General features: G+C 64.3%; 24 protein-coding genes and 5 pseudogenes. 18 read left to right on the top strand and 11 right to left on the bottom strand.

Annotation, left to right across the window (positions count from 1 at the left end):
• Positions 1-1,250, bottom strand: a 1,250-nt coding sequence (gene murJ, locus HC022_RS05155) for a murein biosynthesis integral membrane protein MurJ (RefSeq protein ID WP_167451623.1), incomplete at its 3' end; no start/stop codon positions are given.
• A 282-nt stretch (positions 1,251-1,532) separates the two neighbouring features.
• On the opposite strand from murJ, the gene HC022_RS05150 reads away from it, so the two are divergent.
• The 3 genes and pseudogenes from HC022_RS05150 to HC022_RS05140 form a co-directional block, all read left to right on the top strand.
• Positions 1,533-1,775: a hypothetical protein gene (locus tag HC022_RS05150; RefSeq protein WP_167451621.1), complete on the top strand. Its 243-nt coding sequence runs from the start codon at positions 1,533-1,535 to the stop codon at positions 1,773-1,775.
• 674 nt (positions 1,776-2,449) lie between these two features.
• A complete protein-coding gene (locus HC022_RS05145) occupies positions 2,450-3,706 on the top strand; it encodes a mechanosensitive ion channel domain-containing protein (protein ID WP_368484615.1) in 1,257 nt (418 codons plus the stop codon).
• A 196-nt stretch (positions 3,707-3,902) separates the two neighbouring features.
• A pseudogene (locus HC022_RS05140) lies at positions 3,903-4,064 on the top strand (IS5/IS1182 family transposase); the annotation flags it as partial.
• Position 4,065: 1 nt separating this feature from the next.
• On the opposite strand, the pseudogene HC022_RS05135 reads toward HC022_RS05140, so the two are convergent.
• The 3 genes and pseudogenes from HC022_RS05135 to HC022_RS05125 form a co-directional block, all read right to left on the bottom strand.
• Positions 4,066-4,525: pseudogene (locus HC022_RS05135) on the bottom strand (transposase); the annotation flags it as partial.
• Between the two features lie 129 nt (positions 4,526-4,654).
• Positions 4,655-5,338, bottom strand: a complete 684-nt coding sequence (locus HC022_RS05130) for a response regulator transcription factor (protein WP_167451618.1) — start codon at positions 5,336-5,338, stop codon at positions 4,655-4,657.
• Positions 5,335-7,653: an ATP-binding protein gene (locus tag HC022_RS05125; protein WP_254884945.1), complete on the bottom strand. Its 2,319-nt coding sequence runs from the start codon at positions 7,651-7,653 to the stop codon at positions 5,335-5,337. Before HC022_RS05125 ends, HC022_RS05130 begins: the two co-directional genes overlap by 4 nt.
• A 153-nt stretch (positions 7,654-7,806) precedes the next feature.
• Here HC022_RS05125 and HC022_RS05120 point away from each other — a divergent pair, with 153 nt between their 5' ends.
• From HC022_RS05120 to HC022_RS05105, 4 genes are all read left to right on the top strand, one after another.
• Entirely contained in the window at positions 7,807-9,474 is a 1,668-nt protein-coding gene (locus tag HC022_RS05120) for a c-type cytochrome (RefSeq protein ID WP_368484614.1), read from the top strand.
• A complete protein-coding gene (locus HC022_RS05115) occupies positions 9,471-10,088 on the top strand; it encodes a molecular chaperone (protein WP_167451617.1) in 618 nt (205 codons plus the stop codon). Before HC022_RS05120 ends, HC022_RS05115 begins: the two co-directional genes overlap by 4 nt.
• A 61-nt stretch (positions 10,089-10,149) precedes the next feature.
• Positions 10,150-12,618, top strand: coding sequence for a trimethylamine-N-oxide reductase TorA (gene torA, locus HC022_RS05110; RefSeq protein WP_167451615.1), 2,469 nt, complete (start codon positions 10,150-10,152; stop codon positions 12,616-12,618).
• Positions 12,619-12,709: 91 nt separating this feature from the next.
• Positions 12,710-13,219, top strand: a complete 510-nt coding sequence (locus HC022_RS05105) for a DUF2478 domain-containing protein (protein WP_167451613.1) — start codon at positions 12,710-12,712, stop codon at positions 13,217-13,219.
• Between the two features lie 80 nt (positions 13,220-13,299).
• On the opposite strand, the pseudogene HC022_RS05100 reads toward HC022_RS05105, so the two are convergent.
• Both HC022_RS05100 and HC022_RS05095 read right to left on the bottom strand, forming a co-directional pair.
• Positions 13,300-13,437, bottom strand: a pseudogene (locus HC022_RS05100) (IS5/IS1182 family transposase); the annotation flags it as partial.
• 461 nt (positions 13,438-13,898) lie between these two features.
• Positions 13,899-14,804, bottom strand: coding sequence for a LysR family transcriptional regulator (locus HC022_RS05095; protein ID WP_167451611.1), 906 nt, complete (start codon positions 14,802-14,804; stop codon positions 13,899-13,901).
• Positions 14,805-14,918: 114 nt separating this feature from the next.
• Between HC022_RS05095 and HC022_RS05090 the strand changes: the two genes are divergently transcribed.
• Both HC022_RS05090 and HC022_RS05085 read left to right on the top strand, forming a co-directional pair.
• Positions 14,919-15,782 carry an NAD(P)H-binding protein gene (locus HC022_RS05090; RefSeq protein WP_167451609.1) on the top strand — a complete coding sequence of 288 codons (864 nt, stop codon included), beginning with the start codon at positions 14,919-14,921 and terminating at the stop codon, positions 15,780-15,782.
• A gap of 138 nt (positions 15,783-15,920) precedes the next feature.
• Complete coding sequence (locus HC022_RS05085) at positions 15,921-16,340, top strand: VOC family protein (protein WP_254884944.1); 420 nt, start codon at positions 15,921-15,923, stop codon at positions 16,338-16,340.
• A gap of 199 nt (positions 16,341-16,539) precedes the next feature.
• Here HC022_RS05085 and HC022_RS28990 read toward each other — a convergent pair.
• Positions 16,540-16,690, bottom strand: a pseudogene (locus tag HC022_RS28990) (integrase); the annotation flags it as partial.
• 219 nt (positions 16,691-16,909) lie between these two features.
• A complete protein-coding gene (locus tag HC022_RS05075; RefSeq protein WP_167451603.1) occupies positions 16,910-17,545 on the bottom strand; it encodes a TetR-like C-terminal domain-containing protein in 636 nt (211 codons plus the stop codon).
• 56 nt (positions 17,546-17,601) lie between these two features.
• On the opposite strand from HC022_RS05075, the gene HC022_RS05070 reads away from it, so the two are divergent.
• From HC022_RS05070 to HC022_RS05030, 9 genes and pseudogenes are all read left to right on the top strand, one after another.
• On the top strand, positions 17,602-18,048 hold the full coding sequence (locus tag HC022_RS05070) for a nuclear transport factor 2 family protein (protein WP_167451601.1): 447 nt from the start codon (positions 17,602-17,604) through the stop codon (positions 18,046-18,048).
• The gene (locus tag HC022_RS05065) at positions 18,041-18,874 is read left to right on the top strand and encodes an NAD(P)H-binding protein (protein ID WP_167451599.1); all 834 of its coding nucleotides are present in this window, start codon (positions 18,041-18,043) and stop codon (positions 18,872-18,874) included. The genes HC022_RS05070 and HC022_RS05065 overlap by 8 nt, the downstream gene beginning before the upstream one ends.
• A gap of 52 nt (positions 18,875-18,926) precedes the next feature.
• Positions 18,927-19,037, top strand: a pseudogene (locus HC022_RS05060) (IS5/IS1182 family transposase); the annotation flags it as partial.
• Complete coding sequence (locus tag HC022_RS05055) at positions 19,034-19,261, top strand: ATP-binding protein (RefSeq protein WP_167451598.1); 228 nt, start codon at positions 19,034-19,036, stop codon at positions 19,259-19,261. The pseudogene HC022_RS05060 and the gene HC022_RS05055, both read left to right, overlap by 4 nt.
• A gap of 563 nt (positions 19,262-19,824) precedes the next feature.
• Positions 19,825-20,241 (top strand): CopG family transcriptional regulator, encoded by a 417-nt coding sequence (locus HC022_RS05050; protein ID WP_167451625.1) that lies wholly within the window; start codon positions 19,825-19,827, stop codon positions 20,239-20,241.
• Between the two features lie 26 nt (positions 20,242-20,267).
• Complete coding sequence (locus HC022_RS05045) at positions 20,268-21,359, top strand: PHB depolymerase family esterase (protein ID WP_167451597.1); 1,092 nt, start codon at positions 20,268-20,270, stop codon at positions 21,357-21,359.
• 170 nt (positions 21,360-21,529) lie between these two features.
• Entirely contained in the window at positions 21,530-22,201 is a 672-nt protein-coding gene (locus HC022_RS05040) for a DUF998 domain-containing protein (protein WP_167451596.1), read from the top strand.
• Positions 22,186-22,704, top strand: a complete 519-nt coding sequence (locus HC022_RS05035) for a DUF421 domain-containing protein (protein ID WP_008885482.1) — start codon at positions 22,186-22,188, stop codon at positions 22,702-22,704. Before HC022_RS05040 ends, HC022_RS05035 begins: the two co-directional genes overlap by 16 nt.
• A gap of 370 nt (positions 22,705-23,074) precedes the next feature.
• Positions 23,075-23,383 (top strand): hypothetical protein, encoded by a 309-nt coding sequence (locus HC022_RS05030; protein ID WP_167451595.1) that lies wholly within the window; start codon positions 23,075-23,077, stop codon positions 23,381-23,383.
• A gap of 433 nt (positions 23,384-23,816) precedes the next feature.
• Here HC022_RS05030 and HC022_RS05025 read toward each other — a convergent pair whose 3' ends face one another.
• The 3 genes from HC022_RS05025 to HC022_RS05015 all read right to left on the bottom strand — a co-directional run.
• The gene (locus HC022_RS05025; RefSeq protein ID WP_167451594.1) at positions 23,817-24,638 is read right to left on the bottom strand and encodes a bifunctional 2-polyprenyl-6-hydroxyphenol methylase/3-demethylubiquinol 3-O-methyltransferase UbiG; all 822 of its coding nucleotides are present in this window, start codon (positions 24,636-24,638) and stop codon (positions 23,817-23,819) included.
• Between the two features lie 172 nt (positions 24,639-24,810).
• Positions 24,811-25,224, bottom strand: a complete 414-nt coding sequence (locus tag HC022_RS05020; RefSeq protein ID WP_167451593.1) for a response regulator — start codon at positions 25,222-25,224, stop codon at positions 24,811-24,813.
• A 92-nt stretch (positions 25,225-25,316) separates the two neighbouring features.
• A partial coding sequence (locus HC022_RS05015; RefSeq protein ID WP_167451592.1) for a response regulator occupies positions 25,317-25,871 on the bottom strand: 555 nt, incomplete at its 5' end.

The following is a 25,871-nucleotide window of genomic DNA, read 5'->3' as shown; positions in this document are numbered from 1 at the left end:
CCCGCGGCAGTGGTCGCGACGGCCGGGGCGATCCAGCCCATCAGCGGCACGAGGCCGATCGCCAGAACAGCGTTCACCACCATCGACCAGACCGCGTAGCGGAAGGGCGTGCGGGTGTCCTCGCGGGCGAAGAACAGTGGCTGCAGCACTTTCTGCAGCACGAAGGCGGGCAGTCCGAGCCCGTAGATCGCCACCGCCAGAGCGATGGCGGCGCTGTCGTCGGCCTTGGTCGCGCCGCGCTCGAAGAGCACCGAAACCATGGGCAGAGGGATCACCATCAGCGCCACCGCGGCGGGTACGGTGAGCGCGAGCGCCATCTCTCCGGCGCGCGAGAAGGCGTGTCGCGAGCCCTCGGTGTCATCCGCCTTGAGCCGCCGCGAGAGGTCCGGCAGCAGCACGATGCCGACGGCGATGCCGACCACGCCGAGCGGCAGCTGGTAGAGCCGGTCGGCGGCGTAGAGCCAGCCCACCGCCTTGTCGAACTGCGAGGCCACCTGCTGGCCCACCAGCAGGTTTACCTGCATCACCCCACCTGCCAGCGCCGCGGGCACCGCGACCCGCACCAGCCGCTTCATGTCGGGGGTCAGCCGCGGCATCCCGGGCCGCACCTTGATGCCTGCGCGCTCGGCGGCGATCCAGACCAGAGCGAGCTGCGCCGCCCCGGCCAGCGGGATCGTCCAGACCAGCCAGAGCACCACATCGCCCCCGAGCGCCGCGCCCACCGCCATGGCGATGATGACGAAGACGTTGAGCAGGATCGGCGCGGCGGCGGCGGCGGCGAAATGTCCGGTCGCGTTGAGGGCCCCCGAGAACAGCGCCGCCAGCGAGATCAGCAGGATGTAGGGAAAGATGATGCGGCCGTAGCCCACGGTGAGGGCAAAGCGCTCGTCCCCGGCAAAGCCGCCCGCGGTGGCCCAGACCAGCGCCGGCATGAAGATCAGCGCCAGTGCGCTCAGGATCAGCAGCACGAAGGCGAGCCCGTTCAGCGCATCGCGGGCAAAGCGCAGCGGGTCCTCCTCTCCCTCGTATTTTTTTGAGAAGATCGGCACGAAGGCGGCGTTGAAGGCGCCCTCGGCGAAGAACCGGCGGAACATGTTGGGCAGGCGGAAGGCCGCGACGAACGCGTCCATCACCGGGCCGGGCCCGATGTAGGCGAGAATGAAGATCTCGCGCGCGACGCCGAGCACGCGGCTCGCCAGCGTCCAGAACCCGACGGTGAGAATGCCGGAAATCAGGCGGATGGGTTTCATGAAAAGCTCGGCCCCTGTGCTGCCCATGATGTGCCCATGGGCTTCCGCAAGCACTAGCCTATCGCTCGTGGCGGAGGAAGAGCCGCCGCGGAACGTGAGCCTTTCCTGGCCGGGCCTGCCTTGTGTCGCGGCAGGGCTGCTGGCTCGGGGCGGGTCGCTTGGTGGAGCGCTGGTGCGAAGCGAAGGCGGGCGCCCGCCTCACCATCTCGTCAGGCGTCGTGTTCTCATGATCTGCAGCGCCTGTCCGGGCAGGATCGGACCAACGCCAAGACGATGCTATTCATGCGGTTTCATCTTCTCGCCCTGCCGGGAGCGCTCGCAGCCTCCTCGCTCTTCACAAGCCCCGTCCTGGCCCGCTCGACCGAACGGGAGGCCGGGCAGGAGGCCGCCAATATCGAGCTGGTGACCGAGTTCCACCAAAGCGTGTTCCTCGATCACAAGGTGGAAGAGAGTGCATCCGTCGTCGCCGACGACGACATCCGGCACGACCCGGAAGCCGCCGCCAACGAAAACGGCATGTTCTGAGGTCTTTTGGTTTGCGCCTGCGGCCAGCTCTGCCGATGGCGTGGATGCCGCCACCTGACGGCATCGCAATGTCCCGATGTGGTGCGTGCTGTAGCCATTCGAGAAGGACGGAGCATCCATATCCGAGCTTCCGATTATCGGGATCGATATGCCAAAGCGCATTTTCCACCTGCACGGTGCCGGACACGACGGATCCGCGAGCTGACCCCAACGCGTGGTCCGGCTTGAATGCCAGTGGATGGTCGGCCTTCGATCCATTGGGATGAAGGTCTCCGGTGCCGGCGCCCGGTATCCGAGAGCGCCACGCGGCCTGCCCGGCAGGGAGCGGCTGAGAGTTGCCGCAGCGAAAGTTTGGCACGAACGTGGCAGTCTGGCCCGAACCGGTCATGCACCCGCCATGTGGCTGAGCATCGGTGGCAAGCGCATGGTCGCCAGGAGTGCTATCTCACATTCAGATCAGGCCATGACACGTGATGAGACAGATCAGGCCATGACACGTGATGAGAATGTCCGGTCCCTGGCCGTTTGATCGCTCGCATTGCCGGACTGATGTTGATCGGCCGCCTGTCCTGTTGGCGCCCCCGAGGAACACGCTATTTGGGGGACGTATGAACAAAGTCCTTCTATGCCTCGCCCTGATACTCGCCCCCTGCCAGGTCCTGGCCCAGGATGTCGTGGCCGAGGCCGATTTCTTGCCCACGCTTGCGGTAGAGGACGTGCCTGACGACGCGGCCGTCGCGACGCGCCTGCGAGCCATTCTGGGAGCCCTCGAGTTCGACGGGATCACGGTCAGCGTCGATGCCGGGGTCGTCTCGCTTGCGGGGGATGTGGCGGAGCCATCCATCAGCGAGAAGGCCGAGAGCATTGCCGAGCGCCTCGAGGGTGTCGTTGCGGTGAAGAACACGCTCTCGGCTTCGGACGACCTCGCCAATCAGATCAATCCCGCGGTTGACCGCTTCCGGGCGCGGGTCGAGCAGCTTATCTCCCGTATGCCCCTGCTGTTGCTGGCGCTCGCGGCCTTCCTGGCGATCGTCGCGGCAGGCTTCCTCGTGGCGCGAATGCGGTTTTGGGACCGCATCTCGCCCAATGCCTTCATCGCCGAGCTCTATCGGCAGGCGTTCCGCGTGGCCTCCGGGATCGTCGGCATCGTGGTTGCGCTGGATGTCATGGGGGCGGCGGCCCTGCTGGGCACGATCCTCGGTGCTGCGGGGATCATCGGCCTGGCCATCGGCTTTGCCGTCCGCGACACGGTGGAGAACTTCGTGGCGTCCGTCATGCTGAGCCTGCGCCAACCCTTCCGCCCGAACGATCTGGTGGAGATCGAAGGCGACATCGGCCGCGTGATCCGACTGACCTCGCGCGCGACGATCTTGCTGTCGCTCGACGGCAATCACATCCGCATCCCGAACGCGACTGTCTTCAAGGGCAAGATCGTGAATTACACGCAGTATCCCGCGCGGCGGTTCATGTTCGATATCGGCATCGACCCTGACGCGGATCTCGAGGCGACGCGCGGCCTGGCACAGGCGACGCTGAAGGCGCTGCCTTTCGTGCTGGATGACCCGGAGGAGCTGGTCTGGATCGAGAACATCACCGAGTCAGGCGCGATCCTGCGCGTGACCGGCTGGGTTGATCAGACCGCGACCGGCTTTGCCGCGGCACGCGGGGACGCCATCCGCCTGGTCAAGACCGCCATCGAAGAGGCTGGCGTGGCGATCCCGGACACGACCTATCGCATCCGCCTGGAAGGGGCGGGAATGCCGACGGCTTCCTCCGAACCGCCGCCGCGCAAGGCGCCGGTGCCGCAGGCGCCCGCCGCATCACCGGAGCCCTCGGTCCATAAATCGGAAGAAGCGGCGCTGATACCCCTCGTCGACGCCGAGCGCCGGGAATGCGACGACCTACTCGCGAGGAGTGCGCCGCGTGAGTAGCTGAACGCCGGCGCCTCATGCAGTTCAGCCTGGCGGTGGGGCGAGGTCGACCGCTCTCAGCCTAAAACGGTCCTTTGTGCTCGCCGCAGCATGGCGCCTGGCATCGACGCGAAGCGGCGTATTTCGTTGAAAACCTCATCCTTGATCGCAGGGCCGCCGGCGGATTCAATTCCCGCATTGGGTGGGAGGATTGGCGATGATGGGACCCCGGCAGGAGGCGCAGCCGGCGCTGTTCTACGAGGTCTCGCTGGAAGATCATGTCCCGCCAGATCACTTTCTGCGCGCGATTGACCGGCTCGTGGATCTGTCTGGGATCCGCAGCTGCCTCGCCGGTTTCTGCAGCCATACCGGGCGGCCTCCGGGATCTGGCCGAGCAGGTCTGGTAACACCGGTCCGTCGCCGATGTGACACCCGGTGATCTCCACGGCCCGAACTTCCAGCGTTTCCTCGTCGATCCCAAGGTGGATCTTGCGTCAGACCCGCCGCTTGGGACCGCCATGCTTGCGGGCGTGCCACTCGCCTTCGCCCTCGACCTTGATGCCGGTGCTGTCCGCTGACCGGCAGGGCATTGCGCAGCAATGTCCCGAGAGGGATCCAGCAGGTGCAGCGGCCCCCTGGAGCCGCGGTAGGGAATGTTCTCAGCCAGCGTCTTCTGGCGGCCACGCTTGCCTGTCGGCAGGGCATCCAAGTTCGTCTCGGGATCGAACCAACCTCTCGTGACATTGCTGCGCAATGCACTGCCGGTCAGTGGATCGTCAGCGAGCCTCGGCGCTTGAGCGCTTCATTGTAGCCCGGCCAGCTCCTGGTCTTGCAGGCCAGCTACCACGCTGGATTCGCGAGATGAATCCCTCAGCCGGTTTGTGCAACAGAGCCTCATTGATTTGGAAATGGCCAGAGCTTCGTTTGAAAGTGGAGATCGAGCGGCTTCGGTATACCTGTGCGGAGAGATCATCCATCCTCGATGAGGCTGTAACCGAGCCCGTGGACCGTGATGATTTCTGCGCTGCTGCCCCTCAACCGGCGGCGCAAGCGCGAGATCAGAACGTCGATGGTGCGATCTCCGTACACCCACTCCCGCCCGCAGATCGCCATGCTGATCTGCATCCGGTCGCAGGGGCGCCCGATGTGACGGATCAGACAGACGAGCAGACGTGTCTCGGTCGGCGACAGGGTTTCCGTCCTCCCCGCAACGCTGAGCCGCCGCGACCGCGTGTCGAGGTGCAGCGACTCACCGACGCTCAACTGCGTTTGCTCGCGGGACTGGCGGCGGGCCGCGAGGCCTGCCTCGATGCGCGCGCTCAGAATGACCGGCTGGATCGGCTTGCAGACGTAGTCGATTGCCCCCATGCCGAGGCCAAGCGCCTGGTCGGTCGGGGAATCGAGGCTCGACAGGACAATGAAGGGCGTCTTGGTCTCCTCCCGTATCAGCGGGGCGAGAAGCAGCCCGTCCGTGTCCGGAAGGCGCCGGTCGAGGAGGACAAGCGCGTAATCGTTCTCGGCAAGCGCCTTGCGGGCGGATTCGCCATCGGGCGCAAAGCTGAAGCGGTGACCGAGCTGGTCGACGATGTCCTCGACCGCGAGTTGCGCCAGTACGTCGTCATCGACGAGCAGGATGTCAGCCGGGTCGGTCATTGCGGATCTTTCACAACGCCGTCCGGCCAATCTGGCGCCAGGGTGTGGCGCAAGACCTGCGCCCGCGCGGTTTCCAGCGCGCTTGCCTCCGGCGTCTCGGTTTCATGTGCATGTTCGAGCGCACGCAACGCCCCTGCCAGCTCGGTCAGGCCAAATGTCATGGCACCGTTCGCCAGCTTGTGCGCCCGGCCAGCGATTACCGGGTCTCTTACGGTGGATGTCTCGCGGGACAGCATCGCCCGGAACTCCGACCAGCTTTCGGCAAAGGCCTCTGCCATGCGCCGTTGCACGGACGGCGACAGACCGTCGAGCAGGGCCGTGCCCGCCGCCGGCCGTGTCCGGATCCGGATTGCCTGCGCGAGGGCCGCCGCGTCGAGCGGTTTTTCGAGCACGGCGGTAAACATCTCTGCCTCCTCGGGGCGATCGCGGATCAGGCCGACATTCGCGCTCAGCAAGAGCACCGGCTTTCCCCGCAAAGCCGGGTCGAGGCGGACGGAGCGCGCGAAATCGCTCCCCGTGCCGTCCGACAGGCGATAGTCGACGATGAAGCAATCGTAGGCGTCCGGATGGGCCGCACAGAGCGCTTTTGCCTGGCCGAGATCACCGGCGTGATCAACCGTGAGGCCGAGGCGTTCGAGCATGGCGCCGGTCACGAGCCCGCCGATCGGATCATCATCCACGACCAGACAACTTGCCTCGAACTGCCCGCCATGGGCGCTCGGCATGGACGGTCGAGCAGCGGTTGCGGCAGGAACCAGCGGCAGCCGGACTTCGACCGACGCACCGGCCGCTGTGTCGAGCGCGGTGATCCGGCCGCCAAGGGCGTTTGTCATTCTCTGGGCAATGGCGAGCCCGAGCCCCGAACCTTCGCGCCCGGTGGCACGCGGCCGCAGTTCGGCAACTCCGCTGGCCAGCATCTGGCGGATTTCTTCGGGCAGGCCGGGGCCGTGGTCGTCGATCCGGAAACAAAGCGCGTCGGCATCGGCCCACAGGCTGACCGTCACGCCCCGGCCATCGTCATGCCTGAGCGCGTTGCGAACCAGGTTTCCGAGAACCTGCTGGGTCATCGACCAGTCGAGCTGGATCTCGCCGGGGATCTCATCGGGCACCATCTCGAGCCCAAGCGGGACGCCCTGCTGACGGGCGAGGATTTCCTGCATGCGCACGAAATTCGCGAGCGCGTCCGCGATGGCGACGGGCTCCGGCCGCGGTTGCGGCGACTGATGTTCGAACCGCGAAAAGTTGAGCACGTTCTCGAGCGTCGCATTGAGGCCACGGGCCGAGACCCCGATGAGCTCGACCAGCCGGTCCGTCTCGCCCGGATCGGATCCCTCCAGAAGTTCGGCAGCCCCGAGCACGCAGTGAAGCGGGCCGCGGATCTCGTGGCTCATGGCGGCAAGGAACAGCGACATGGTGTTTTCGGCGTCGCGCGCGCGCTCGACCGCGCGCAGGTGCTCGGTCACGTCGTGCATCAGGATGATCTGCCAGCGGTCCAGCTTGTGGACGGTATCCTCGACGTCGCGGACACGGATGTCGAAACAGCGGCTGCCGTCATCGGTCCGCAGCCAGACCGCGCTCCGATCATCGGTGGGGATGCCGAGAATCCTGTCGACCATCGCCTGAAGCTCGCGGCGATGCGGCTGCAGCGCGAGGCGGTAGGTGAGGCCACCGGCCTCGGACAGGCCAAGAAACGACTGGAGCGCCGCTTGGTTGGCGTTCACGAGCGCGCCGTCCTCGCCCACGATGAAGACCGGCCCGCGCAGGCTCTCGATGACCCCGAAATACTGATCGCGCTCGCGGGTGAGGCGGCGCACGCTGTCGCCGAGCGCGGCATCCCCCGCGCCGGTCACCGCCCAAGGGGTGAGCATGGCCTGATCCGCTTCGTCGAAGAAGCATTCGAGCCGCTCTTCGAGGGGGGGCGCATCGGCAGGGCCGGCGCCGGACGCCGCGTCTTCGGCGCGCAGAAGCGGCCCGAGACGATCCAGGTAGACACGGCGGTAGAGCTTGAACAGACCGTGATTCAGCTCGAGCGTGACACCGGCGTCGTGATGCCGCCAGGCGATCTCGCGCAGGGCGTTGAACCGCTTGTCGCTTCGGTAGTCGTGCCGCCCGTCGAGTCGGCCATGGCGCAGCGGGTCACAAAGATACGCCACGATGCAGTCGTTGAGGCGCTCTGTGGCTTCCGTCCAGGCGGCCCGCATGGAGCTTGTCTGGTCGGTGAAGCCCGCCTCCAGCGCGAGCCGAACCGTCTCCTTCACCAGGGCATCGCTTTCGTTGCGCAGTATTTCTGACAAGCGGTCGGTGGACTGGGGCATCGTCATCTCGCTGGCGCTGGGGACGCCTGCGCTTTTGCCAGCAAGTCGTGCCTTTGGCAAAGCCAATGCGTCGATCGCCCACGTGTTTACATGGCGTTTACATCTGTTCACAAGCTGACAACCTTTGACGGGTCTGTTGGTGCTACGTCATGCGTGGCCGTTCACACTCCGACGGCCGGACCGGAGGCACAGACCATGACTTTGAATCGCAGATCGCTAACAGGGATCGGGGGCGGCCTCGTGCTTTTGGGCGGCCTCGGATTCCTCGTGTTGACGTCTCCCTGGACCTGGTCCGCCACCCATCCCTCCCGCGATCTCCCCGCGGTCGAGGAGGCGGACCTCGCAAACGGGCGCCACGTCTTCCTGGCGTCGGATTGCGCCACCTGCCACGCCACCCCCGGACAGGAGGACGATACGGTCCTCGGCGGCGGGCGCGTGCTCGATACGCAATTCGGCGTGTTCCACATGCCAAACATCTCGCCGGACAAGGACCGGGGAATCGGTGACTGGACGCTGGCGGAATTCGACCGTGCGCTGCGCCAGGGTGTCGGGCCGGACGGCCTGCTGCCGGATGGGCAGAACCTTTATCCCGCGTTCCCCTATACGTCCTACCAGCGGCTGAGCGGCGAGGACGTCCGTGACCTTTACGCCTACATGATGACGCTGCCCGCCGAAGCCGACGAGGTGCCGGATCACGAGCTGAAGTTCCCCTTCAACATCCGCCGCGGCGTCGGCGTCTGGCGCCTTGCCTTTCTCGACGGAAAACCGTTCGAGCCGGGTCCGGTCCCCGAAGGAGTGGACGAAGCGGCCTACCAAGAGGGGGCCTATCTCGTCGAAGGCGCGGGCCACTGTGCCGAATGCCATTCGCCGCGCGGGTTCATGGGCAACGTGATCGCATCGCAGCGCTTTGGTGGCGGACCGAACACCGACGGCACGGGCTATTTCCCCAACATCACGCCGGACGAGACCGGGATCGGATTCTGGTCCACGGCGTCGATCGCGAACTATCTGCACACGGGCATCAGCCCGATCGGGCGGGCCGCCGACGGGGACATGGCCGAAGTCATCGAGAACACGTCGCAGCTGCCCTTCGAGGACGTGCAGGCCATGGCGCTTTACATCAAGCACCTGCCCGCCGTCGACAAACCCGCGCCCGGAACCCCAGAGCCGAACCATACCGACGAACTGGTGATGCTCGACAACGTCATCGCCGTCGCACCCGACCTGCCGACCTCGCCCGCTTCGGACATTGACGAGGGCGCGCAGACCACCGTGATCGGCACCAAGGATGTCTGGCTCAACGCCGCCGACGTCGATGGCGATTCCGAGGAAGATGGCAAGCTTCTGGGCGGCGCGCTCGCCACGGTCGCGGCCCGCGATGGCGACAAGGCCGAACTGCGGATCGAGGGCTGGCAGATGACCGACGCCCCGTCGGTGGTCTATCAGGCCAAGGGTCAGCGGGTGATGATGGCGGTTCTCTCGGATGCGGCGATCGAGGCCGTCCAGCGCGGCGAGCCCGAGACCGATGCCGATACCGGCCAGTCCTGGGTTCCGGTCGAAGTGACGCTCTGGTCGGATGCGACCGATCTGAACACCAATCGCGATGCGGTCTGGGACTACAGCCAGGACACGTTCCAGAAGGCCTGTGCCGCGTGCCACGTCCTGCCGCAGAAGACCCACTTCACGGCGAACCAGTGGATTGGCACCATGAAGGCGATGCGCCGCTTCACCTCCTTCACCGATGATCAGTATCGTCTGATCCTGGCCTTTGTGCAGAACCACTCGAAGGATCTCAACCCGAGCAAGGGATCGGTCGAATGAGCGCCGCCCTGAATTCCGCACCCGCCCCGGAGCGCGGCGCCGACCCCGATCTTGAGTTGGTTGCAGACTGGCTCGCGCTCCAGTTCCTGACCCCGCCCGATGCGGCACGTATCGAGGCCGGGCGCTCAGCCCAGGGGCGGGCGGCACTCCGGGAGATCGGGACGTTTCTCGGCCGCCCGGACGCAGCCGAGACGCTTTGCGGCAAGCTTGCGGACGGCAGCGCGCAGGATGTGACCGTCGCACTCCAAAGGCGGTACACGGCGCTTTTCGAAGGCATCTTCCGGCAGCGCGGCCTGCCGCCCTATGCCAGTGTCTGGGATGGCACGGGCCGGCTTTGCGGGCCCGCGGTCGGTCGGATGCAAGGGCTTCTTCGCGGGCTGGATCTGCATCTTGCCGAGACCTGTTGCGAACCCGCCGACCATATCGCCATCCAGCTTGCCGCGCTGGCCGAGGCCCTGCGGCAGGGCAATTCCGAACTGATCTCCGCCCTGCTTGATGAGCTGGCTTGGGTGGGCCGGTTCGCGGCATTCCTCACCGTGGCGGATGGCAACGGCTACTACGATGCCGTTGCACAGTTGCTAAGCGCCTTCCTCGAGAAGGCAAAACAGAATTGACCGGGCGCGGCGGGGCCCCGGACCGGGCCCCTGCTTCGGTTTCGATCTGAAAGGACAGGCTATGACCAACAACTCCGAGACACCGCTGGACGGCCCGTCGCTCTCCAAGCGGAGCTTTCTCAAGGGATCGGCCGCCGCGCTCGGCCTTGCCGGCCTGCCGCTCTTCGCACGCGGCGCTGCCGCGCAGACCGGGACGCAGGGGGTGGTCTCGGGCTGCCACTGGGGCGTCTTCTACGGTATCGTCGAGGACGGCCGCGCGGTCGAGTTCAAGCCGTGGGAGAAAGACCCCCAGCCGTCGCCGCAGCTTCCCGGCGTGATGGACTCGCTCTATTCGGAATCGCGCATTCGCTATCCCATGGTCCGGCGCGCCTGGCTCGAACAGGGGCCCGGCGCCGATCCGGATGGCCGCGGCGCGGGCGATTTCGTCCGGGTGAGCTGGGAGCAGGCCATCGAGCTTGTCGCGAACGAGATCGTGCGGGTGCGTGAGACCTATGGGCAGCAGGCGCTCTTTGCCGGCTCCTACGGCTGGAAAAGCCCCGGCAAGATCCACAATTGCCAGACCCTGCTGCGCCGCATGCTCAATCTGACCGGCAGCTACACCAACAGCTCGGGCGACTATTCCACCGGTGCTGCGCAGGTGATCCTGCCCTATGTTTCGGGCTCGCTCGAGGTTTACGAGCAGTGCACGACCTGGAACAACCTCGCGGAAAACTGCGAGCTGATGGTGTTCTGGGGCTGCAACCCGCTCAACAACTCGCAGATTTCCTGGCAGGTCGCGGATCATGGCGCCTGGCCCGGTATCGCGCGCATGAAGGACGCCGGCACTCCGGTCATCTGCATCGACCCGGTGCGCACCGAAACCTGCGAGGAACTGAACGGCGAATGGATCGCGCCGCGTCCGCAGACCGATGTCGCGATGATGCTGGGCATCGCCCACACGCTCTATGAAGAGGGGCTTCACGACCAGGCCTTCCTCGACCGCTACACGGCGGGCTTCGACAAGTTCCTGCCCTACCTTCTGGGCGAGAGCGACGGCACGCCGAAGACGGCGGACTGGGCGGCCGAGATCTGCGGCCTTCCGGCGGACACGCTGCGCGATCTGGCGCGGCGGTTCGCCAGCAACCGCACGATGCTCGCGCTCGGCTATTCGACGCAGCGCCAGCACCATGGCGAACAGGTCCACTGGATGCTGATCACGCTGGCCGCGATGCTGGGGCAGATCGGCCTGCCGGGCGGCGGCTATGGGCTGAGCTACCACTATTCCTCTGGCGGCTCGCCCACCCACACCACGCCGATCCTGAAGGCCGTCGACGACGCCTCGGGCCAGTCGACCGAAGGCGCGGCATGGCTGGCAGGGGGCGGCGCGGTCTCGATCCCCGTCTCGCGCTTCGTCGAGACACTGCTCAACCCCGGCAAGACGATGCAGTTCAACGGTCACGAGATCGAGCTGCCGCTCATCAAGATGGCCTACTGGGTTGGCGGCAATCCCTTCTCGCACCAACAGGACCGCAACGAGATGCTGCGCGCCTGGCGCGAGCTGGACACCTTCATCGTGCATGACGTGCAATGGACCGCCTCGGCGCGGCATGCCGATATCGTGCTGCCGGCAACGACCTCGTATGAGCGCAACGACATCGAACAGGTCGGGGACTACGCCCTCAGCCACATCGTCCCGATGAAGAAGATCGTGGAGCCCGTCTTCGAGGCACGGAGCGATTTCGAGATCTTCGCCGACATCGCCGAAAAGCTCGGCCAGGGCTATGCCTACACCCAGGGCCTGACCGAGATGGACTGGATCCGCAAGATCTACGAGGCGGCCAAGATCGAATCCCGCGCCAAGGGCATGGAGATGCCGGTCTTCGACGTCTTCTGGGACAGCAACAAGCCGCTCGCCTTCCCCGTGGCGGAGGTGCAGGAGGACTTTGTCCGCCATGCCGACTTCCGGGAAGATCCGTTGCTGAACGCGCTCGGCACGGCGTCGGGCAAGTTCGAGCTCTACTCCGTTGCGATCGAAAGATACGGCTATGACGATTGTCCGCCGCATGCGACCTGGATGGAGCCGATCGAACGTCTTGACGGTCCCGACACGAAGTACCCGCTGCACCTGGCGGCGAACCACCCGCAGATGCGGCTCCACTCGCAGCTCTGCGGCACCGTCAACCGCGAAACCTATCAGATCGCGGAGCGCGAGCCCTGCTGGATGAACCCCGCGGATGCGGAACAGCGCGGCCTGTCCGATGGGGACGTGGTGCGGGTCTTCAACGACCGCGGCCAGATGCTCGCCGGTCTGAAGATCACCGACGAGATCATGCCCGGGGTCGTGCGCATCAACGAGGGCGGCTGGTTCGATCCGGAAAATCCGCGCCAGATCGGCAGTCTGTGCGCCTATGGTGACGTCAACATCCTTACGACCGGCATCGCCACCTCGAAACTGGCGCAGGGAAACTGCGGTCATACCGGTGTGGCCGAGGTCGAGCGCTATGACGGCCCGCTGCCAAAGGTGACGGTCTTCAGCCAGCCGTCGGCCTGACCATACGCGCCATGGACCAGGCTTCCGGGCCGCCATCCCGCAGGTGGGACGGGCGGCCCCGAGGCAGCGGTCGGGCGCTGCAGCGAGGGAAATGAACGTGAAACTTGGCTACTTGACGATGGAAGGGCGCGGGGCCGCAGGTCTGATCCTGGGGGGCGTCGCAGACCGGTTGCGCAATGACGGGTTCCGGCCCTCGGGCGTTGTTCAGTCAGCCGCTGCCAAACCCGGTCAACACCCCTGCGAGACTGCCCTGCGCATCCTGCCGGACGGCCCGCGTCTTGTCATAAACCAGAACCTGGGGCCGGGCTCGCGCGGGTGCAGGCTGGATGCGGGTGCGCTCGAGCTGGCTGTCGCCGAGGTGTCGGCGGGTTTTGCCGGTGCCGATGTCTTGATCGTCAACAAGTTCGGCAAGCAGGAAACCGTCGGGCGCGGCTTCTGCAGCCTGATTGTCGAAGCGCTCGATCGGGATATTCCTGTGGTTATCGGCGTGAACCGACTGAACCTTCCGGCCTTTCTGGCCTTCGCTGGCGATTTGGCGGAACAACTTGTCCCAGAAGAGTCAGGTATCATCCGATGGCTCCGGCAGGTGTTGTCACGTTGACAGGCCCGGGGTTGCGGGAGGTTCAGGGCTCTGTTGCACAAATTGGGTGATGACCGAGGTTTCCCTTCCTCCGGCCGGACTTATCCCACCGCTTCGGTGACGGGAATGCCAAGCGCGGTGTCGCCGTTGAGCGCCGCGATGCGGACCCGAAGCTCCGTGACCTGGCGGTTGAAGTCCCGCGCCGTGAGGCGCTGCCCCGGAGGTTTCACACAATGCATCCACTGACCGGCAGGGTCATGGGCAGCATGATCCCGGGAGGGATCAGCAGGTCCAGGGGCCCCTTGCCTGTCTCCGCCGTTGATCCGCAGCGGGTGAATCATGTTCTGCAATCGGCGTCGAGGACCGACTATCTCAGCGGCCTGTTCTCATGATCGTTATCAAGCCTTTGTTTCACAGCATTTTCCTCCGGCAGCACCGGGTGGAAACAGTTGTAGATGCGCAGGATGCCCGAAGACCTTCTTCTCAGCGATCGCACTCGCCGCAACCGTCACCTTCCGGCTTTGAGTGGGAACGAGGCCGGACCCTGCCTGCCCCAGCGAGCCGACTTTGGCCGAGGCTGGAGAGCCGACTTGGTAATCGCGGCGTCGACTGCCAGACATGCAGTGTCGAATAGTTTGGCAGACGGACCTGCCTTCAATGCCCGGGCTAGGTATCGCAAGGCGTCCGGCTCGACTTGCGTTCAGCCATCATGGTGATCCTGGCACACTTCGATGAAGGCACGCAGCGGCCGGGGAGCGTGGCGGCTGGGGTAGTATAGGCGGGGCCCGCTGCGGGCTGGCCAGTTTTCGGGCAGCACCGGCATGAGATCGCCGTTCGCAAAATCCTTCTCCAGCCAGTTGCGGAAGGTCGCGATGATGCCAATGCCCGCGCGCGCGAAACCGAGACCCGTGTCGATCGCGTTGACGCCGAGGATCAGGCGCGAGATCGGCTCGGCCGTTACAATCCGGCCACCCTCAACCAGATGCCAGGCCAGCAGCGGACCATCCGGCAGGCGGTAGCGGATTGCCTGGTGTTCGGTAAGCTCCCGCGGCGCCTCTGGCGTGCCGCGCGCCTCGAGGTAATCCGGGGCGGCAGCAAGTGCGATCTGCTGTGTCCGCGGCCCGATAGGGATCGAGACCATGTCCTGTGCCAGCACCTCATCGTAGCGTATGCCGGCATCGCAGCCGGCTTCCACGATGTCGACGATGCCGTTCTCCACCACGATCTCGACCTCCACCTCCGGGTGGCGGGCGTGGAACGCGGCGAGGAGCGACGGCAGCACGTCGGGCATGACGGCCCCCGGCACGTTCAACTTGAGTCGCCCGCGCACGGAATCGGCGGTTTCTGCTACCTCGGCGCGAGCTGCATCGAGCCCTGCGAGAAGGGGGCCGATCCGGTCGGCCAGCGCGCGGCCGGCATCCGTCGTGGCCATGCTGCGCGTGGTGCGCCGCAGCAGGGAGACGCCAAGCGCCGCCTCCATCCGCGCGACCGTGGTGCTGACCTTCGACGGCGCAAGACCCAATCGCCGCGCGGCAGCGCGAAATCCCCCCTCGCGGACAACGGTGTGGAAAATCGCGAGGTCGTCCAGGGAGTCACTGTTCTTCATGGAGAACACGGTATTCGAGAATTGGTGCGTAGTCACCGAGAACAAGAACAGCCACTTACTTGGCGTGGTGGCGTCGCATCGTCCGGCTCACCTGTAAGCAATCGGGAGGAAGGTATGCTCATCGTCACAGGCGCGACCGGACAGCTCGGCCGTAGGGTCGTGGATCACCTCAGAATACTGGTGCCGACCGGTCGGATCGGCATCAGCACCCGCAACCCCGCACAGGAGGCCAAGCTGGCCGAGGCCGGTATCCGCGTGCGGCGCGGCGACTACGACGACGCCTTCAGCCTGCGCCACGCATGGGAGGGTGCGGAGAGGGTGCTACTCGTGTCCTCGAACGCTGCCGCAAACGGGGGCGATCCGCTCGCGCAGCATCGCGTGGCGATCGAGGTGGCGCGCGAGATCGGCGTCGGGCGCCTGCTTTACACGAGCCAGATCTCGGCCTCGCCGGAGTCGCGGTTTCCCCCTGGACGCGATCACGCGGCGACCGAGGCCATGCTGGCCGAGTCGGGCCTGGCCTGGACAGCGCTGCGCCATGGCTTCTACGCAGAGCGCGCCCTGGGGATGAACGCCCGCGGCTTCGCGCAGGGAACGCTTTCCGGCCCCCAGGACGGCCGGGTTGCCTGGGTGACACATGAAGATCTCGCCGAGGTCGACGCCCGGCTACTCGCAGGAGACGAGATCATCGACGGACCCACGCCGCCGCTGACCGGAACCGAGACCCTCGACTTGGCGGATCTCGCGCGGCTTGCGTCGGACGTGACGGGCCGCGCCATCACGCGGGACGTGGTGTCGGAAGAAGAGATGGAGCGCGCCGCGCGGCAGAACGACGTGCCCGAGGGCGCGATCGCCATCATGCTGGGCTACTTCCGCGCGGCGCGCGCGGGCGAATTCGCTCGTCCCGATCCGACCCTCGCACGCCTTCTTGGCCGCGACCCGGTGCCGATGCGGGACGTTCTGGCCAGTGCGTCGATCTGAGCCGGACTTCGGGCGCACCGCCCCCGGTTGGCCGAGATACCTGGCGGACCCCGTTCGAAACTACGGTCGCCCCGAGCCGAAACCGGGCGCCCAGAGATCAACGGCCCTTGCAGACCTTCACATATGGAGACCAAAGACATGACACAGCCTATAGCCCTGTCCAGCCTTCACCATGTCGGCGCCACCGTGAGCGACCTCGACGCGAGCATCGCCTGGTATCGGGAGACGCTCGGCTTTGAGCTGCTCTCCAGCTACGGCTGGCCCGGTGTACGGGCCGCCTTCATCGGGCGCGGCGACATCCGGATCGAACTCTTTCAAAACGAAGCAGCCGCGCCGATGACCGATGACCGGCGCAAGCCCGAAACGAACCTCCGCATCGGAGGGATCGGACATCTCGCAATTGCGGTTGCTGATCTCGACGCTGCCATGGCGGATCTGCGGGACCGGCAGGTGGAGATCGTCGCTCCGCCCCGCGAAGTTCCCGACGGCAGCGGATCGCGCTTCGCCTTCATCCACGACAACGAGGGCATGCTTCTGGAGTTCTTTCAGCCGGGATGAGGGCGGGTCGACTCAAACGCTGATCGTGATGTGAGCGAAGGGAAGCCTCAGACGACCCACTGTTCCGATGGGACTGGATGCGGGCATGTCCATCATCGACGCGAGAGCGACCGCGCATGTCGTGACGACTCTCGCGGCGACCGATTTGCTGTTCAGCGATGACCGGATGCGTCCCTCGACGAGGCGGATAGACGGCCGTGACCTCCCGTTTCGCGAGGTCACGGCCAAGGAGCTTGGCTGTCGATTGGAAGGTTGAAGTGCGCAAGATCGCGGGTGCCTCCTGAGATCTCAAGGCGCACGCGGATCGCCCCGACGTGCTTCGGCATGGGCGGCCGTTTCTGGCCGACTATTTGTCCCTTGTTTCAGAATGGGCGGCAGGAACGGTTGGCTGCAGGATTGGCAGCGGACATGACATTTTGCTTCGTTCCGCCGCACGCCACGTCTTCGTCGACCCGGTGTCGTCGCTACATCGTATCACCCGGCGCTGCCGCTGGTCTCTTTCGAGCTTTTCAATGACATTCGAAGGATGTGAAGCCCGTGGCCTTTCGTACGCCGCGATCGAGTATTTCCTATTGTCGAGCGCTGTCTCGGGTCGAAGCCTTCAGGCCCGCCTCGATCGCCCGGCTCTGCATCGCAAGCTCCGCGCGGGAGGGGGTCACGCCCCGGACGACCATCCGCCAGTAAAGCGGAGCGACCATCAGATCGAGCGCGAGGTCACGGTCGACCTGCTCGGGCAGCTGGCCCCGGCATACGGCGCGGTTCAAGAGCGCTTCCGCCTGTTCGCGTCGTGCTAGGGCCAGGCGGTCGTTGATCGCGCGCATCTCAGCGGATCTGGCGGCTTCTGCGTGCAGGTCGGGCAGGATACGGCGGGCGAGCGGGTGGCGCAGCACGGCCCGCGCCCGAAACCAGAGCGCGAGGGTGTCCCCCGCTGGGTTCTGGTGCTCGGCCGGGGGCAGGGCGATCTGCAGACCGAGGGTCGAGATCGCGGCGTCCGCGAAGGCCAGGCGTGACGGGAACCGCCGGTAGATCGCGGCCTTGCCGGCGCCGGCTCGGGCGGCGACCCGTTCGAGGCTCAGCGCCGAAAAACCGCGCTCCGCCCATTCCTCGAAGAACGCGCGATAAAGCGCCTCGGTCAGATCCGCGCGCGGGACGGCCGCTCCGGAGGGCTTGCGCCGCGTTTTTTCGTCGGAACGGTTGCGTTCCATCCGTTCTGCTCCTAATTGGTCGGTACGCTACCGTTCCACCCATAGGAGCCTTCCTCATGAACGACAAGTTCGACAGTTTTTCAGATCTTCTGCGCGGCGCTCTCGGCGACCGGCTCGATGCGGGGCCTGAGATGGTGGATCTCTTCGCCGAAGACGTGCTTTTCGAGTTTCCCTATGCGCCGGAGGGCCTGCCCCGGCGGCTGGAGGGCCTCCCGGCTCTGGCGGATCACTTGGCCCGGCTCGGTCCGATGCTGCACCTGGGGGAGTTCACGCTCCAGGCCATCCACCCCGCAGACGAGACGGTGGTCTTCGAGTTTTCTTGCCAGGGCGAGGGCATTGCGACGGGGCTGCCCTATGACCAGGACTACATCTCCGTCGTCACCCTCCGCGAGGGCCGCATCGCCCGGTACCGCGACTACTGGAACCCGCTCGTTGCGGTCCACGCCCTCGGCGGAGCCGAGGCTGCTGCGAAAGCCTATGCGGGAGAAGCCACCAATGTCTGACCGCGTTCTTGTCATCGGCGGCAAGGGAACGACCGGCCAGCGGGTGGCTCGGCGCCTTGAGGCCACCGGCGCCAAAGTCGCCATCGGCACCCGCAGGCCGATGGATGCTCGGGACCGTCCCTTCGACTGGGCAGATCCGGCCTCCGTCGCGGCCTTCGATGGCTGCTCGGCGGCCTATGTCGTCGCCCCCACGGATCGGACCGACCACCTCGACGTCATGCGCCCCCTTCTCGAGGGCGCCATGGCGCGCGACGTGCGCCGCTTCGTCCTGCTGAGCTCCTCCCTGCTCGAGCGGGGCGGCCCGATGATGGGCGCGGTCCATGACTGGCTGGCCGACAGCGCGCCCGAATGGGCGGTCCTGCGCCCCTCGTGGTTCATGCAGAATTTCTCCGAAGGGCCCCACGCCCGCACCATTCGCGAGGAAGACGCGATCTACAGCGCCACCGGCGGCGCCCGGGTGGGCTTCATCGACGCCGAGGATATCGCCGCTGCGGCCGTCGCCTGCCTGACATCGTCCGAGCCGCTCAACGACGACAGGATCCTGACCGGCCCGGAGGCGCTCAGCTACGAGGACGCCGCCTGCATCCTCTCCGAGGTGACCGGCAGAACGATCCGCCACGTCGCCCTCTCCACCCGGAATATGGCCCTTCGCTTCGAGGAGCAGGGCCTGCCGCCGGACTACGCCGGCATCCTCGCTGGTCTCGATGAAACGATCGGAACCGGGGTCGAAGACCGGACGACCGATGGCGTGGCGCAACTGACGGGGCAAGCGCCGGGGTCCTTCCAGGCGTTTGCCACAGACAACATCGCCAGCTGGCAGCCGTGACATCCAAGATCCTTCAAGGCGCGGCCGAGTGGATCGCCTCAGGTCGAAGGCCATGTCCGGAAGACTCAAGGACTGGAGGCGTGTGGCCACCCGATATGACCGGTGCCCAAAGGTCTTCCTTTCGGCCATCGCCCTCGCCGCCCTCGTCATCTACTGGTTATGAATCCTGACCCTAAGCTCAAGGCCACGGGCAAGCACGACCTTCTGGAGCTTCTGGATGATCGTATCGGTGAACGCGCGACCATCGTTTGCGGCCAGCTGCCAGCCGAAAACTGGCATGCCTTCATTGATAACCCGACGATAGCGGATGCGATCCTTGATCGACTGACCAGCGCCGCGCATCGCATTGAACTATCAGGCCCATCCTTGCGAAGAAAGGCAATCTGACTCCTTTGTCGGTTGGTGTCAGTGCGGGTGAACAGGGCTGTCGTTTTTGATTGCCCGCACATGATGACACACCCAGATCGCGCATGTCGGTTTGGGAGACGACCAGCAGGTCGGTCCCCAGCCCACCTGCGTCGAGACGAACTCGCCGCCGAAGGACCAGAGCGCGGTGCTCGCCGTCCCCAACAGGAAAGACGCGGAGATCAGGCGGAGCGCCGGGCCCGTCATGGGGGGAAGTCCCCCTGCGCCGCTGCCGCCCCGGGCGGCGGGAAGCGAGATCGCGGTCACGACGGCCAGCACCAGACTGCGCTGCCTGGATTGTGCTGCAAGGCCGTCTACGACATCACCTCAGAACGTTGCTCAACGAAGCGATCAGGAGCTTTCGGGCAAAGGCGGTCCCTGCTTCACCGTCCCTGAGGCACAGGCAGATGGCGATCGTCTTTCCCGGAAGCGGGCTTCGGCACGCTCGTGGCGAAATTGCGCCCCACAGACAGGCAGACTTTCCTGACCACTTGAATTCTACAAAGAGACATCCATATACCATCCATGCAGATGGAGAAATGATGATGGCCGAGGTAAGACAGCTCAGGGACAAGCAGCCCGACAACGAGAAGATCACCATCAATCTAGGCTTTGTCGATCTGGGTCGCATCGATCTGCTGGTGCAGGAGGGGTTCTACTCAAACCGCAGCGACTTCATCCGCACGGCGATCCGTAAGCAACTGGATACGCATGGAGAGGCGGTCGACCGCTCCATCGAGCGCCACACCATGGAGCTCGGCCTTCGGGATTTCGGTCGGACGGAGCTTGAGCAGCTTCGTGCGGCGGGCGAGGTCCTGCATATCAAGGTCGTGGGCCTCGCCCGCATCGGCCCAGACGTCACGCCCGACCTCGCCCGGGCGACCATCGGCTCGATCACCGTTCTCGGCAGCCTTCAGGCGTCCGCGGACATCAAGAAGGCCCTCGCCGACCGCATCCTGTAGCGTCGGCTCCCACAAGGACAGACCAGATGATCAATCTCAACGCCGGCGCATGGCGCCCGGCGACCGGGCAAGCGCGTGCTGCACGGCTTGCCTCCGCAAACGACCTCGTGTCCCGGACCCTAGCCCAGCACGGCCTGACGGCCGGACCGGTGGCCGGGCCGACCGCCGGTGACGGCAGTGAAACGCTGACCTCGGCGCTTTCCGGGCTGATGGCGCGCCTTCAGCCCCAACGTGCGCCCGCAACGCCGCCCGCCGATCTTCCGGACGGCGCACACTATACCGAGGACAGTTTCACCTGCGCTGCCGGAACGCGCCGCTACCGCTCATACGTCCCCGCCTCGGCACGGGAGGGGATCACCGGCCTTGTGGTGATGCTTCATGGCTGCACCCAGACCCCGGAGGATTTTGCCGCCGGGACCGGCATGAACGCCCTGGCCGAGCGGCATCGGTTCGTCGTTGTCTATCCGCAGCAATCGCGCGGCGACAACGCCCAGTCCTGCTGGAACTGGTTCAGCCGCGGTGACCAGATGCGGGACAAAGGCGAGCCTGCCATCCTTGCCGGCCTGACGTGCGAGGTCATCGCCCGCCATGCCATCCCCGGGGACAAGGTCTTCGTGTCGGGTCTCTCGGCGGGCGCGGCAATGGCGGTCATCCTTGGCGGCGCCTACCCGGAGCTGTTCAGGGCCGTCGGCGCGCATTCGGGTCTGCCCGCAGGGGCCGCCAAGGACGTCCCCTCCGCCTTTTCTGCCATGGCCGGTCATGAGGCCGGTAGCGCTCCGCGCACGGCTCCTACGCGAACCATCGTCTTTCACGGCGATGCCGATGCCACCGTTCACCCGTCCAACGGCGCAGGTATCGTCCGTCAGGCTCTCGAGGGCGGCCCGGCGCAGAGCCTTCAGACCGGGGCTGCGGGGGCCGCGGGGGGGCGGTCCTATCAACTGAGCACGACCTACGACGACGTCGGCACGGAAGCGGTCGAACACTGGGTTGTCGAGGGGCTGGGACATGCATGGTCCGGCGGACAGCCCGCAGGCAGCTATACCGATCCGAAAGGCCCGGATGCGAGCGCCGAGATGGTCCGCTTCTTCTTCAACCCGTCCACGCGGCAGGCTGGCTGAAGCATAGGGTCGCCTCCCTATCTCGCGCGCAGCAATTGCCACCAGCGCAATTGCTGCGACACTGACCCAACGAGCGAACGCGGTGTCGGGAGAGTGGCGATCAGAGCGTATCGTTAATAAATGAACCAATCAGCAGCGGGCACGTTGGTCTTCTGCCCATAGGAGCTCAGATGCCACCAGCCGCAGAGACCTCTCGCCAGCTGCCCGCCGAAACCGCCGAGCAACCAGCTCTTATACATGCGCTCGTACTACTGGCTATCTTCGGTTGCGTAGCGCTCGCCGTCTCTATCGTAATCGCTGATTTTGTCGTTCCCGACCACGATTGGATTGCGGACACCATCAGTGATCTCGGCGCAGGGCGCTATGAGTTCATCGTCGATATCGGCCTCTACGCCTTTTCCGCAGCATTGATCGGTCTTGCGGTGCTGGCGGCTCATGTCCACCTCGGCGCGTGGGATTGGAGTGTCGGGATCATTGCACTCATCGTCTTTGGCCTGCTGGTTTTCCTCATAGGGGCCCGGAATGAATACGGCGACAACGACAATGAAGGCTGGGTGATCCACACCTATCTCGTCTATGCTCTTGGTGCCGCGATGACCGTCGCCTGCTTTTCCTTAGCGCGCGGGTCCGCACGGGTCAGCCCGGTTTATCGCACCGTCTTCATTGCCGCCGGGATCGTCTGGAGCGCCTCGGCGCCCCTGTTCTTCTTTCTTCCCACAGATATCGACGGCATCTACGAGCGCTTCCTTGGAGCCGTTTCTTTCGTGCTGGTCCTCACCCTTGCACATCTCTTTTACCAACGTGCCAAGCAACTGAAAGCGAACCGATGTTCACGGATGTGACCGCCCTCGACATCTTTCTCCGCGGCACGCTGCTTGCCCTGATCGGCTTGACGTGGGTCGTGATTTGCGTGCGCGTCATCGGTTTGCGCGCGTTTTCGAAGATGACGTCATTCGATTTCGTCACCACCATCGCCGTCGGCTCGCTTCTGGCAGGCTCTGTGCAAGCGACAAACTGGAGCGGTCTCGTGCAAGCTCTCATCGCCATTTCGGCGCTTCTCGGCATCCAGTTTGTCGTCTCTCGCACCCGCGCACGCCGTGACGACTTCGAGGGGTTGATCGGCAACACGCCGGCGCTGCTTATGCGCGACGGGGAGTTCCTGGAAGCCTCACTCTTGCGCACGAGAACCTCCCGTAGCGACGTCATTGCAAAACTGCGTGAAGCCAATGTTCTGGACCTCGGCGAAGTTCGTGCGGTCGTGCTCGAATCGACCGGAGACATCTCCGTTCTGCATGGCGAGAGTTTAAACGAGATCCTACTTGAGGGGGTCAGGACGGGCTCCTGATGCTCGGCGTGTTCAGAGGAGCAGATCAAGTCTCGCAACGCTTTGATCTGCCATTCAATCTGGTGCAGTGAAAGACCGGTTCGTCCGAAATGCTGACTTCGGGCAAGAAGATAATGCTGCACATTGCCGCGAAGGGCTGGTTCGAGGAAGCTGCGACGCAGCGATGGCCAGTCTCGTGAAGGTCCGGAGAGGGCCGTTCGCGCCGTATTGTCACTCCCGGCTCGGCACACGACACGCCGCAATGCCGCACGCCCGCTTTGAGCCCAACTTGACCATTGGTGCGGACCGTCGCGCCGAAGAGGTTCAGGCGCTGACAATGCCCAAGCGCCGCACTACTGTGATGAAAAGTATATGGCTTGAGAGGCAGTAAATGTTGCGGAACTTTGCGTTAATCGCCTCTGTCGCGGGGTTCCTGTTGCATCCAGCACCGACGGTAGCAGGGACAAAAGACCTCGAAAGCGCGATCTACCAAATTATTCGATTTGGGGGCGAACCCTACGTTTCCATCGAAACGCGGAAGGAATATGTCGCGGCCCTAAAGAGCTATTGGCAGAACTTCGATAGCCGTGTCCCGCGCCTGTCGCCGTCTGAGACGCAGTGGATCACTGAGGAAATGGAGGCGCAAGGTGAACGCCTGACGCGAGCCCTAAACTCCAAGGAATATGCGCTTTTTCGTTGAACCTAGATATTGGGGGCTGCCTGACGGCCTATGCCGAGCCAAGCCAACGCCAGACGGAAATTTTTCAATGGTTGGGCGTCGCCCAGTGCTACGTCGATCTGGATGGTATGATGGAATACCTTCGGCAAGCTGGCCTCTCTAACGGCAGGTTTGACGGGCCGTTTTATGCCGTAGGCGCGTCCCTAATTATGGATGCATTGTTGGACAAAGTAATTCCGTCTGCAATGGCCGATACTATGGGATGGACGATAAGCGCAGACTGACGCCAATCGAAACGATCTCGCTGACATTCTACATTCTATAAGTCGCATTGTAGGAAACCTGCGCCTGACACGCGCGTCCGTTTTGTCCGCACCGCAGTCGTTGGACAAGGTGCCGCGAAAGTCCGGATCGAGCCCAAAGTTTCGAATGCTGCGCAGCGATCGAATGGCAGCTATCGACCCTCGGCGCTCGCCACCTTTTGAGCTACGAGACAATAGCTCATCGGAATTTGAGCGGCGCTTCCCTCGTAAATGTCATACTCCGGCTCGCGAATGGTGTGCCCGTATTCTCTCAATTCAACGATGCCGAGCCCAGACTGAGCGCACGCGGTGATGATCTCGCCAAGTGGGTGAATAAACCAGTAACCCGTTTCACCCTTGCCGTGGTCTCTACCGTCATAGCTGATCGCTTCGGTCACCGCCTGTGGCTGCCGCTCAAAATAGCTGAAGGCAGGCTCAAACGGTGTCGGACTTGCCGGATCGAATACCTCCATAAACGGATGCGTTTCGTAGATGACCAGCCGCCCGCCCGGTGCGAGCAGACCGAATGTAATACTGAAGAACTCCGATAGGTCCGGCATCCAGTTGAGAACGCCTATGGTAATGAGGGCGAGGTCAAACTGGCCGACATCCGAAGGCAGTTCGTAAATGTCCGCCTCAAGCAGGCGCAGATCGAGACCAGCGGCGTCTGCGAGTTTCTTTGCTTGGGCAAGGAAGCCGCTCGCTTGGTCGATCCCCATTTTGGGCAGGATTCCCAGCGAGGCCAAGGAAATCAACTCACGGGCGTTGTTGCAGCCAATTTGCACAGCGGTTCTGCCCTTGAGGTCAAGCCCGTCCAGCGTGGCAGTCAGAAACGGGTCGAGGACCGAAAAACCGGGACGGCCGGCATTCCCTAGAAGCTGCTCCCAGTCTTTCCCTTCTCCGTGCAAAGGTGCAGACGCGTTCCATGCAGCGCGGTTCGCACGAGTGATTTCCTTTTTCGGGAGTTCAGCCATATTGCGCACCGCTGGGGCAGAGTGTTGATCAGGTGTCGCCTACAGTAGACCTTCGAGACGTCGCTTGGAAGGGCAGCTTTGTCCGCACTGCGGACCTCTGGTCACTCGAAATGCTGCGACACGCATGAATGACCGGTTCGGAGCTGCAAAGAAACAGCATTAACCAAAATTGTTATGGAGATTTTGAATTCAAATCGGACGCTCCATTCTGCATCGACTTTGCTTCTCCTGCCAACACGTCTCGTAACGTTTTGACGGAAACAGGCTTATACAAGGAAGGGCCAACTGTCATGGAGCGCGCGTTGGCAATCATCTTGGCTGCAAGCGCGTGGCTGTCGGGACCACCGGTAACAAAGCGGATGCTCATCGGGCGTAAAATATCCAAAAGACCTTCAATCACCTCTATTCCGTCCATGATAGGCATGTTGACGTCGATGATTAGGAAAGCAGGGCGATAATCGCTCTTGAGGGCATCCAGCAGTTCAATGCCGTTTTTGCATATCCGAGGGGTCCAGCCCTCACGACGTGCGACGGTCGCCACGTATTCGGCAAAGGCGTCGTTGTCATCGGCTATGTACAAATCCATCCCGAGATCCCTTTCCCTTCTGGGGCCGCCCGACTATGCTGCCGAGAGTTGCATCCTTCAAGCGCCTGTTCCCAAGCACGACATTCTTAACCCTATATCTTCGATCCTTTGCTTGCCTTATCAAGGGCCTTGTCCACAGCGGAAATGAAATCGGCGCGGCGCACCGGTTTCATCAGACGAAGGTCCTCGGGTCGCAACCCATTGCCGTGTACCATTGCCTCGTTTGCGTATCCGGACAGGAAGACCACGGGCAGGTCAGAGCACCGCGCGCGCAGCTCCTTGGCCAGATGAGTACCCTGAAGGCTACCTGGCATGACGATGTCAGTGATCAGAAGGTCGAAATCCGCCTCCGCTGCCTCCCAGATTTCAAGCGCCGCGTCGCCGGAGTTTGCCTGGGTAACAGAGTAACCTGCCCTCGACAGATGGTTGGCCAAAACGTCAATAACCGCAGGCTCATCCTCGACCAGCAATATCCGCGCGTCCGGTCGCGAGGTCATTTCCCGGGACGTAGGAAGGATCTTCGGCGGGCTCTCCTCGCCGCTACAGGCCTTGAAATATAGTTTGAACGTAGTGCCCGTCCCGAGCTCGGAATAGACCCGTACCGTGCCGCCCGATTGCCGCATGAACCCTTGCACCATCGAAAGTCC

It is taken from the genome of Salipiger sp. HF18, from assembly GCF_011806505.1.
Taxonomy (GTDB): Bacteria; Pseudomonadota; Alphaproteobacteria; order Rhodobacterales; family Rhodobacteraceae; genus Salipiger; species Salipiger thiooxidans.
Note: the sequence above shows the minus strand (reverse complement) of the source record. Positions and strands in the feature narration are given on the sequence as shown.

Excerpts from the sequence above, each read along its gene's own strand:
- HC022_RS05150 (WP_167451621.1), top strand. The coding sequence starts at position 1,533 with ATGCGGTTTCATCTTCTCGCCCTGCCGGGAGCGCTCGCAGCCTCCTCG.
- HC022_RS05130 (WP_167451618.1), bottom strand. The coding sequence starts at position 5,338 with ATGACCGACCCGGCTGACATCCTGCTCGTCGATGACGACGTACTGGCG.
- HC022_RS05125 (WP_254884945.1), bottom strand. The coding sequence starts at position 7,653 with ATGCCCCAGTCCACCGACCGCTTGTCAGAAATACTGCGCAACGAAAGC.
- HC022_RS05115 (WP_167451617.1), top strand. The coding sequence starts at position 9,471 with ATGAGCGCCGCCCTGAATTCCGCACCCGCCCCGGAGCGCGGCGCCGAC.
- torA (WP_167451615.1), top strand. The coding sequence starts at position 10,150 with ATGACCAACAACTCCGAGACACCGCTGGACGGCCCGTCGCTCTCCAAG.
- HC022_RS05105 (WP_167451613.1), top strand. The coding sequence starts at position 12,710 with ATGAACGTGAAACTTGGCTACTTGACGATGGAAGGGCGCGGGGCCGCA.
- HC022_RS05095 (WP_167451611.1), bottom strand. The coding sequence starts at position 14,804 with ATGAAGAACAGTGACTCCCTGGACGACCTCGCGATTTTCCACACCGTT.
- HC022_RS05090 (WP_167451609.1), top strand. The coding sequence starts at position 14,919 with ATGCTCATCGTCACAGGCGCGACCGGACAGCTCGGCCGTAGGGTCGTG.
- HC022_RS05085 (WP_254884944.1), top strand. The coding sequence starts at position 15,921 with ATGACACAGCCTATAGCCCTGTCCAGCCTTCACCATGTCGGCGCCACC.
- HC022_RS05075 (WP_167451603.1), bottom strand. The coding sequence starts at position 17,545 with ATGGAACGCAACCGTTCCGACGAAAAAACGCGGCGCAAGCCCTCCGGA.
- HC022_RS05070 (WP_167451601.1), top strand. The coding sequence starts at position 17,602 with ATGAACGACAAGTTCGACAGTTTTTCAGATCTTCTGCGCGGCGCTCTC.
- HC022_RS05065 (WP_167451599.1), top strand. The coding sequence starts at position 18,041 with ATGTCTGACCGCGTTCTTGTCATCGGCGGCAAGGGAACGACCGGCCAG.
- HC022_RS05055 (WP_167451598.1), top strand. The coding sequence starts at position 19,034 with ATGAATCCTGACCCTAAGCTCAAGGCCACGGGCAAGCACGACCTTCTG.
- HC022_RS05050 (WP_167451625.1), top strand. The coding sequence starts at position 19,825 with ATGGCCGAGGTAAGACAGCTCAGGGACAAGCAGCCCGACAACGAGAAG.
- HC022_RS05045 (WP_167451597.1), top strand. The coding sequence starts at position 20,268 with ATGATCAATCTCAACGCCGGCGCATGGCGCCCGGCGACCGGGCAAGCG.
- HC022_RS05040 (WP_167451596.1), top strand. The coding sequence starts at position 21,530 with ATGCCACCAGCCGCAGAGACCTCTCGCCAGCTGCCCGCCGAAACCGCC.
- HC022_RS05035 (WP_008885482.1), top strand. The coding sequence starts at position 22,186 with ATGTTCACGGATGTGACCGCCCTCGACATCTTTCTCCGCGGCACGCTG.
- HC022_RS05030 (WP_167451595.1), top strand. The coding sequence starts at position 23,075 with ATGTTGCGGAACTTTGCGTTAATCGCCTCTGTCGCGGGGTTCCTGTTG.
- HC022_RS05025 (WP_167451594.1), bottom strand. The coding sequence starts at position 24,638 with ATGGCTGAACTCCCGAAAAAGGAAATCACTCGTGCGAACCGCGCTGCA.
- HC022_RS05020 (WP_167451593.1), bottom strand. The coding sequence starts at position 25,224 with ATGGATTTGTACATAGCCGATGACAACGACGCCTTTGCCGAATACGTG.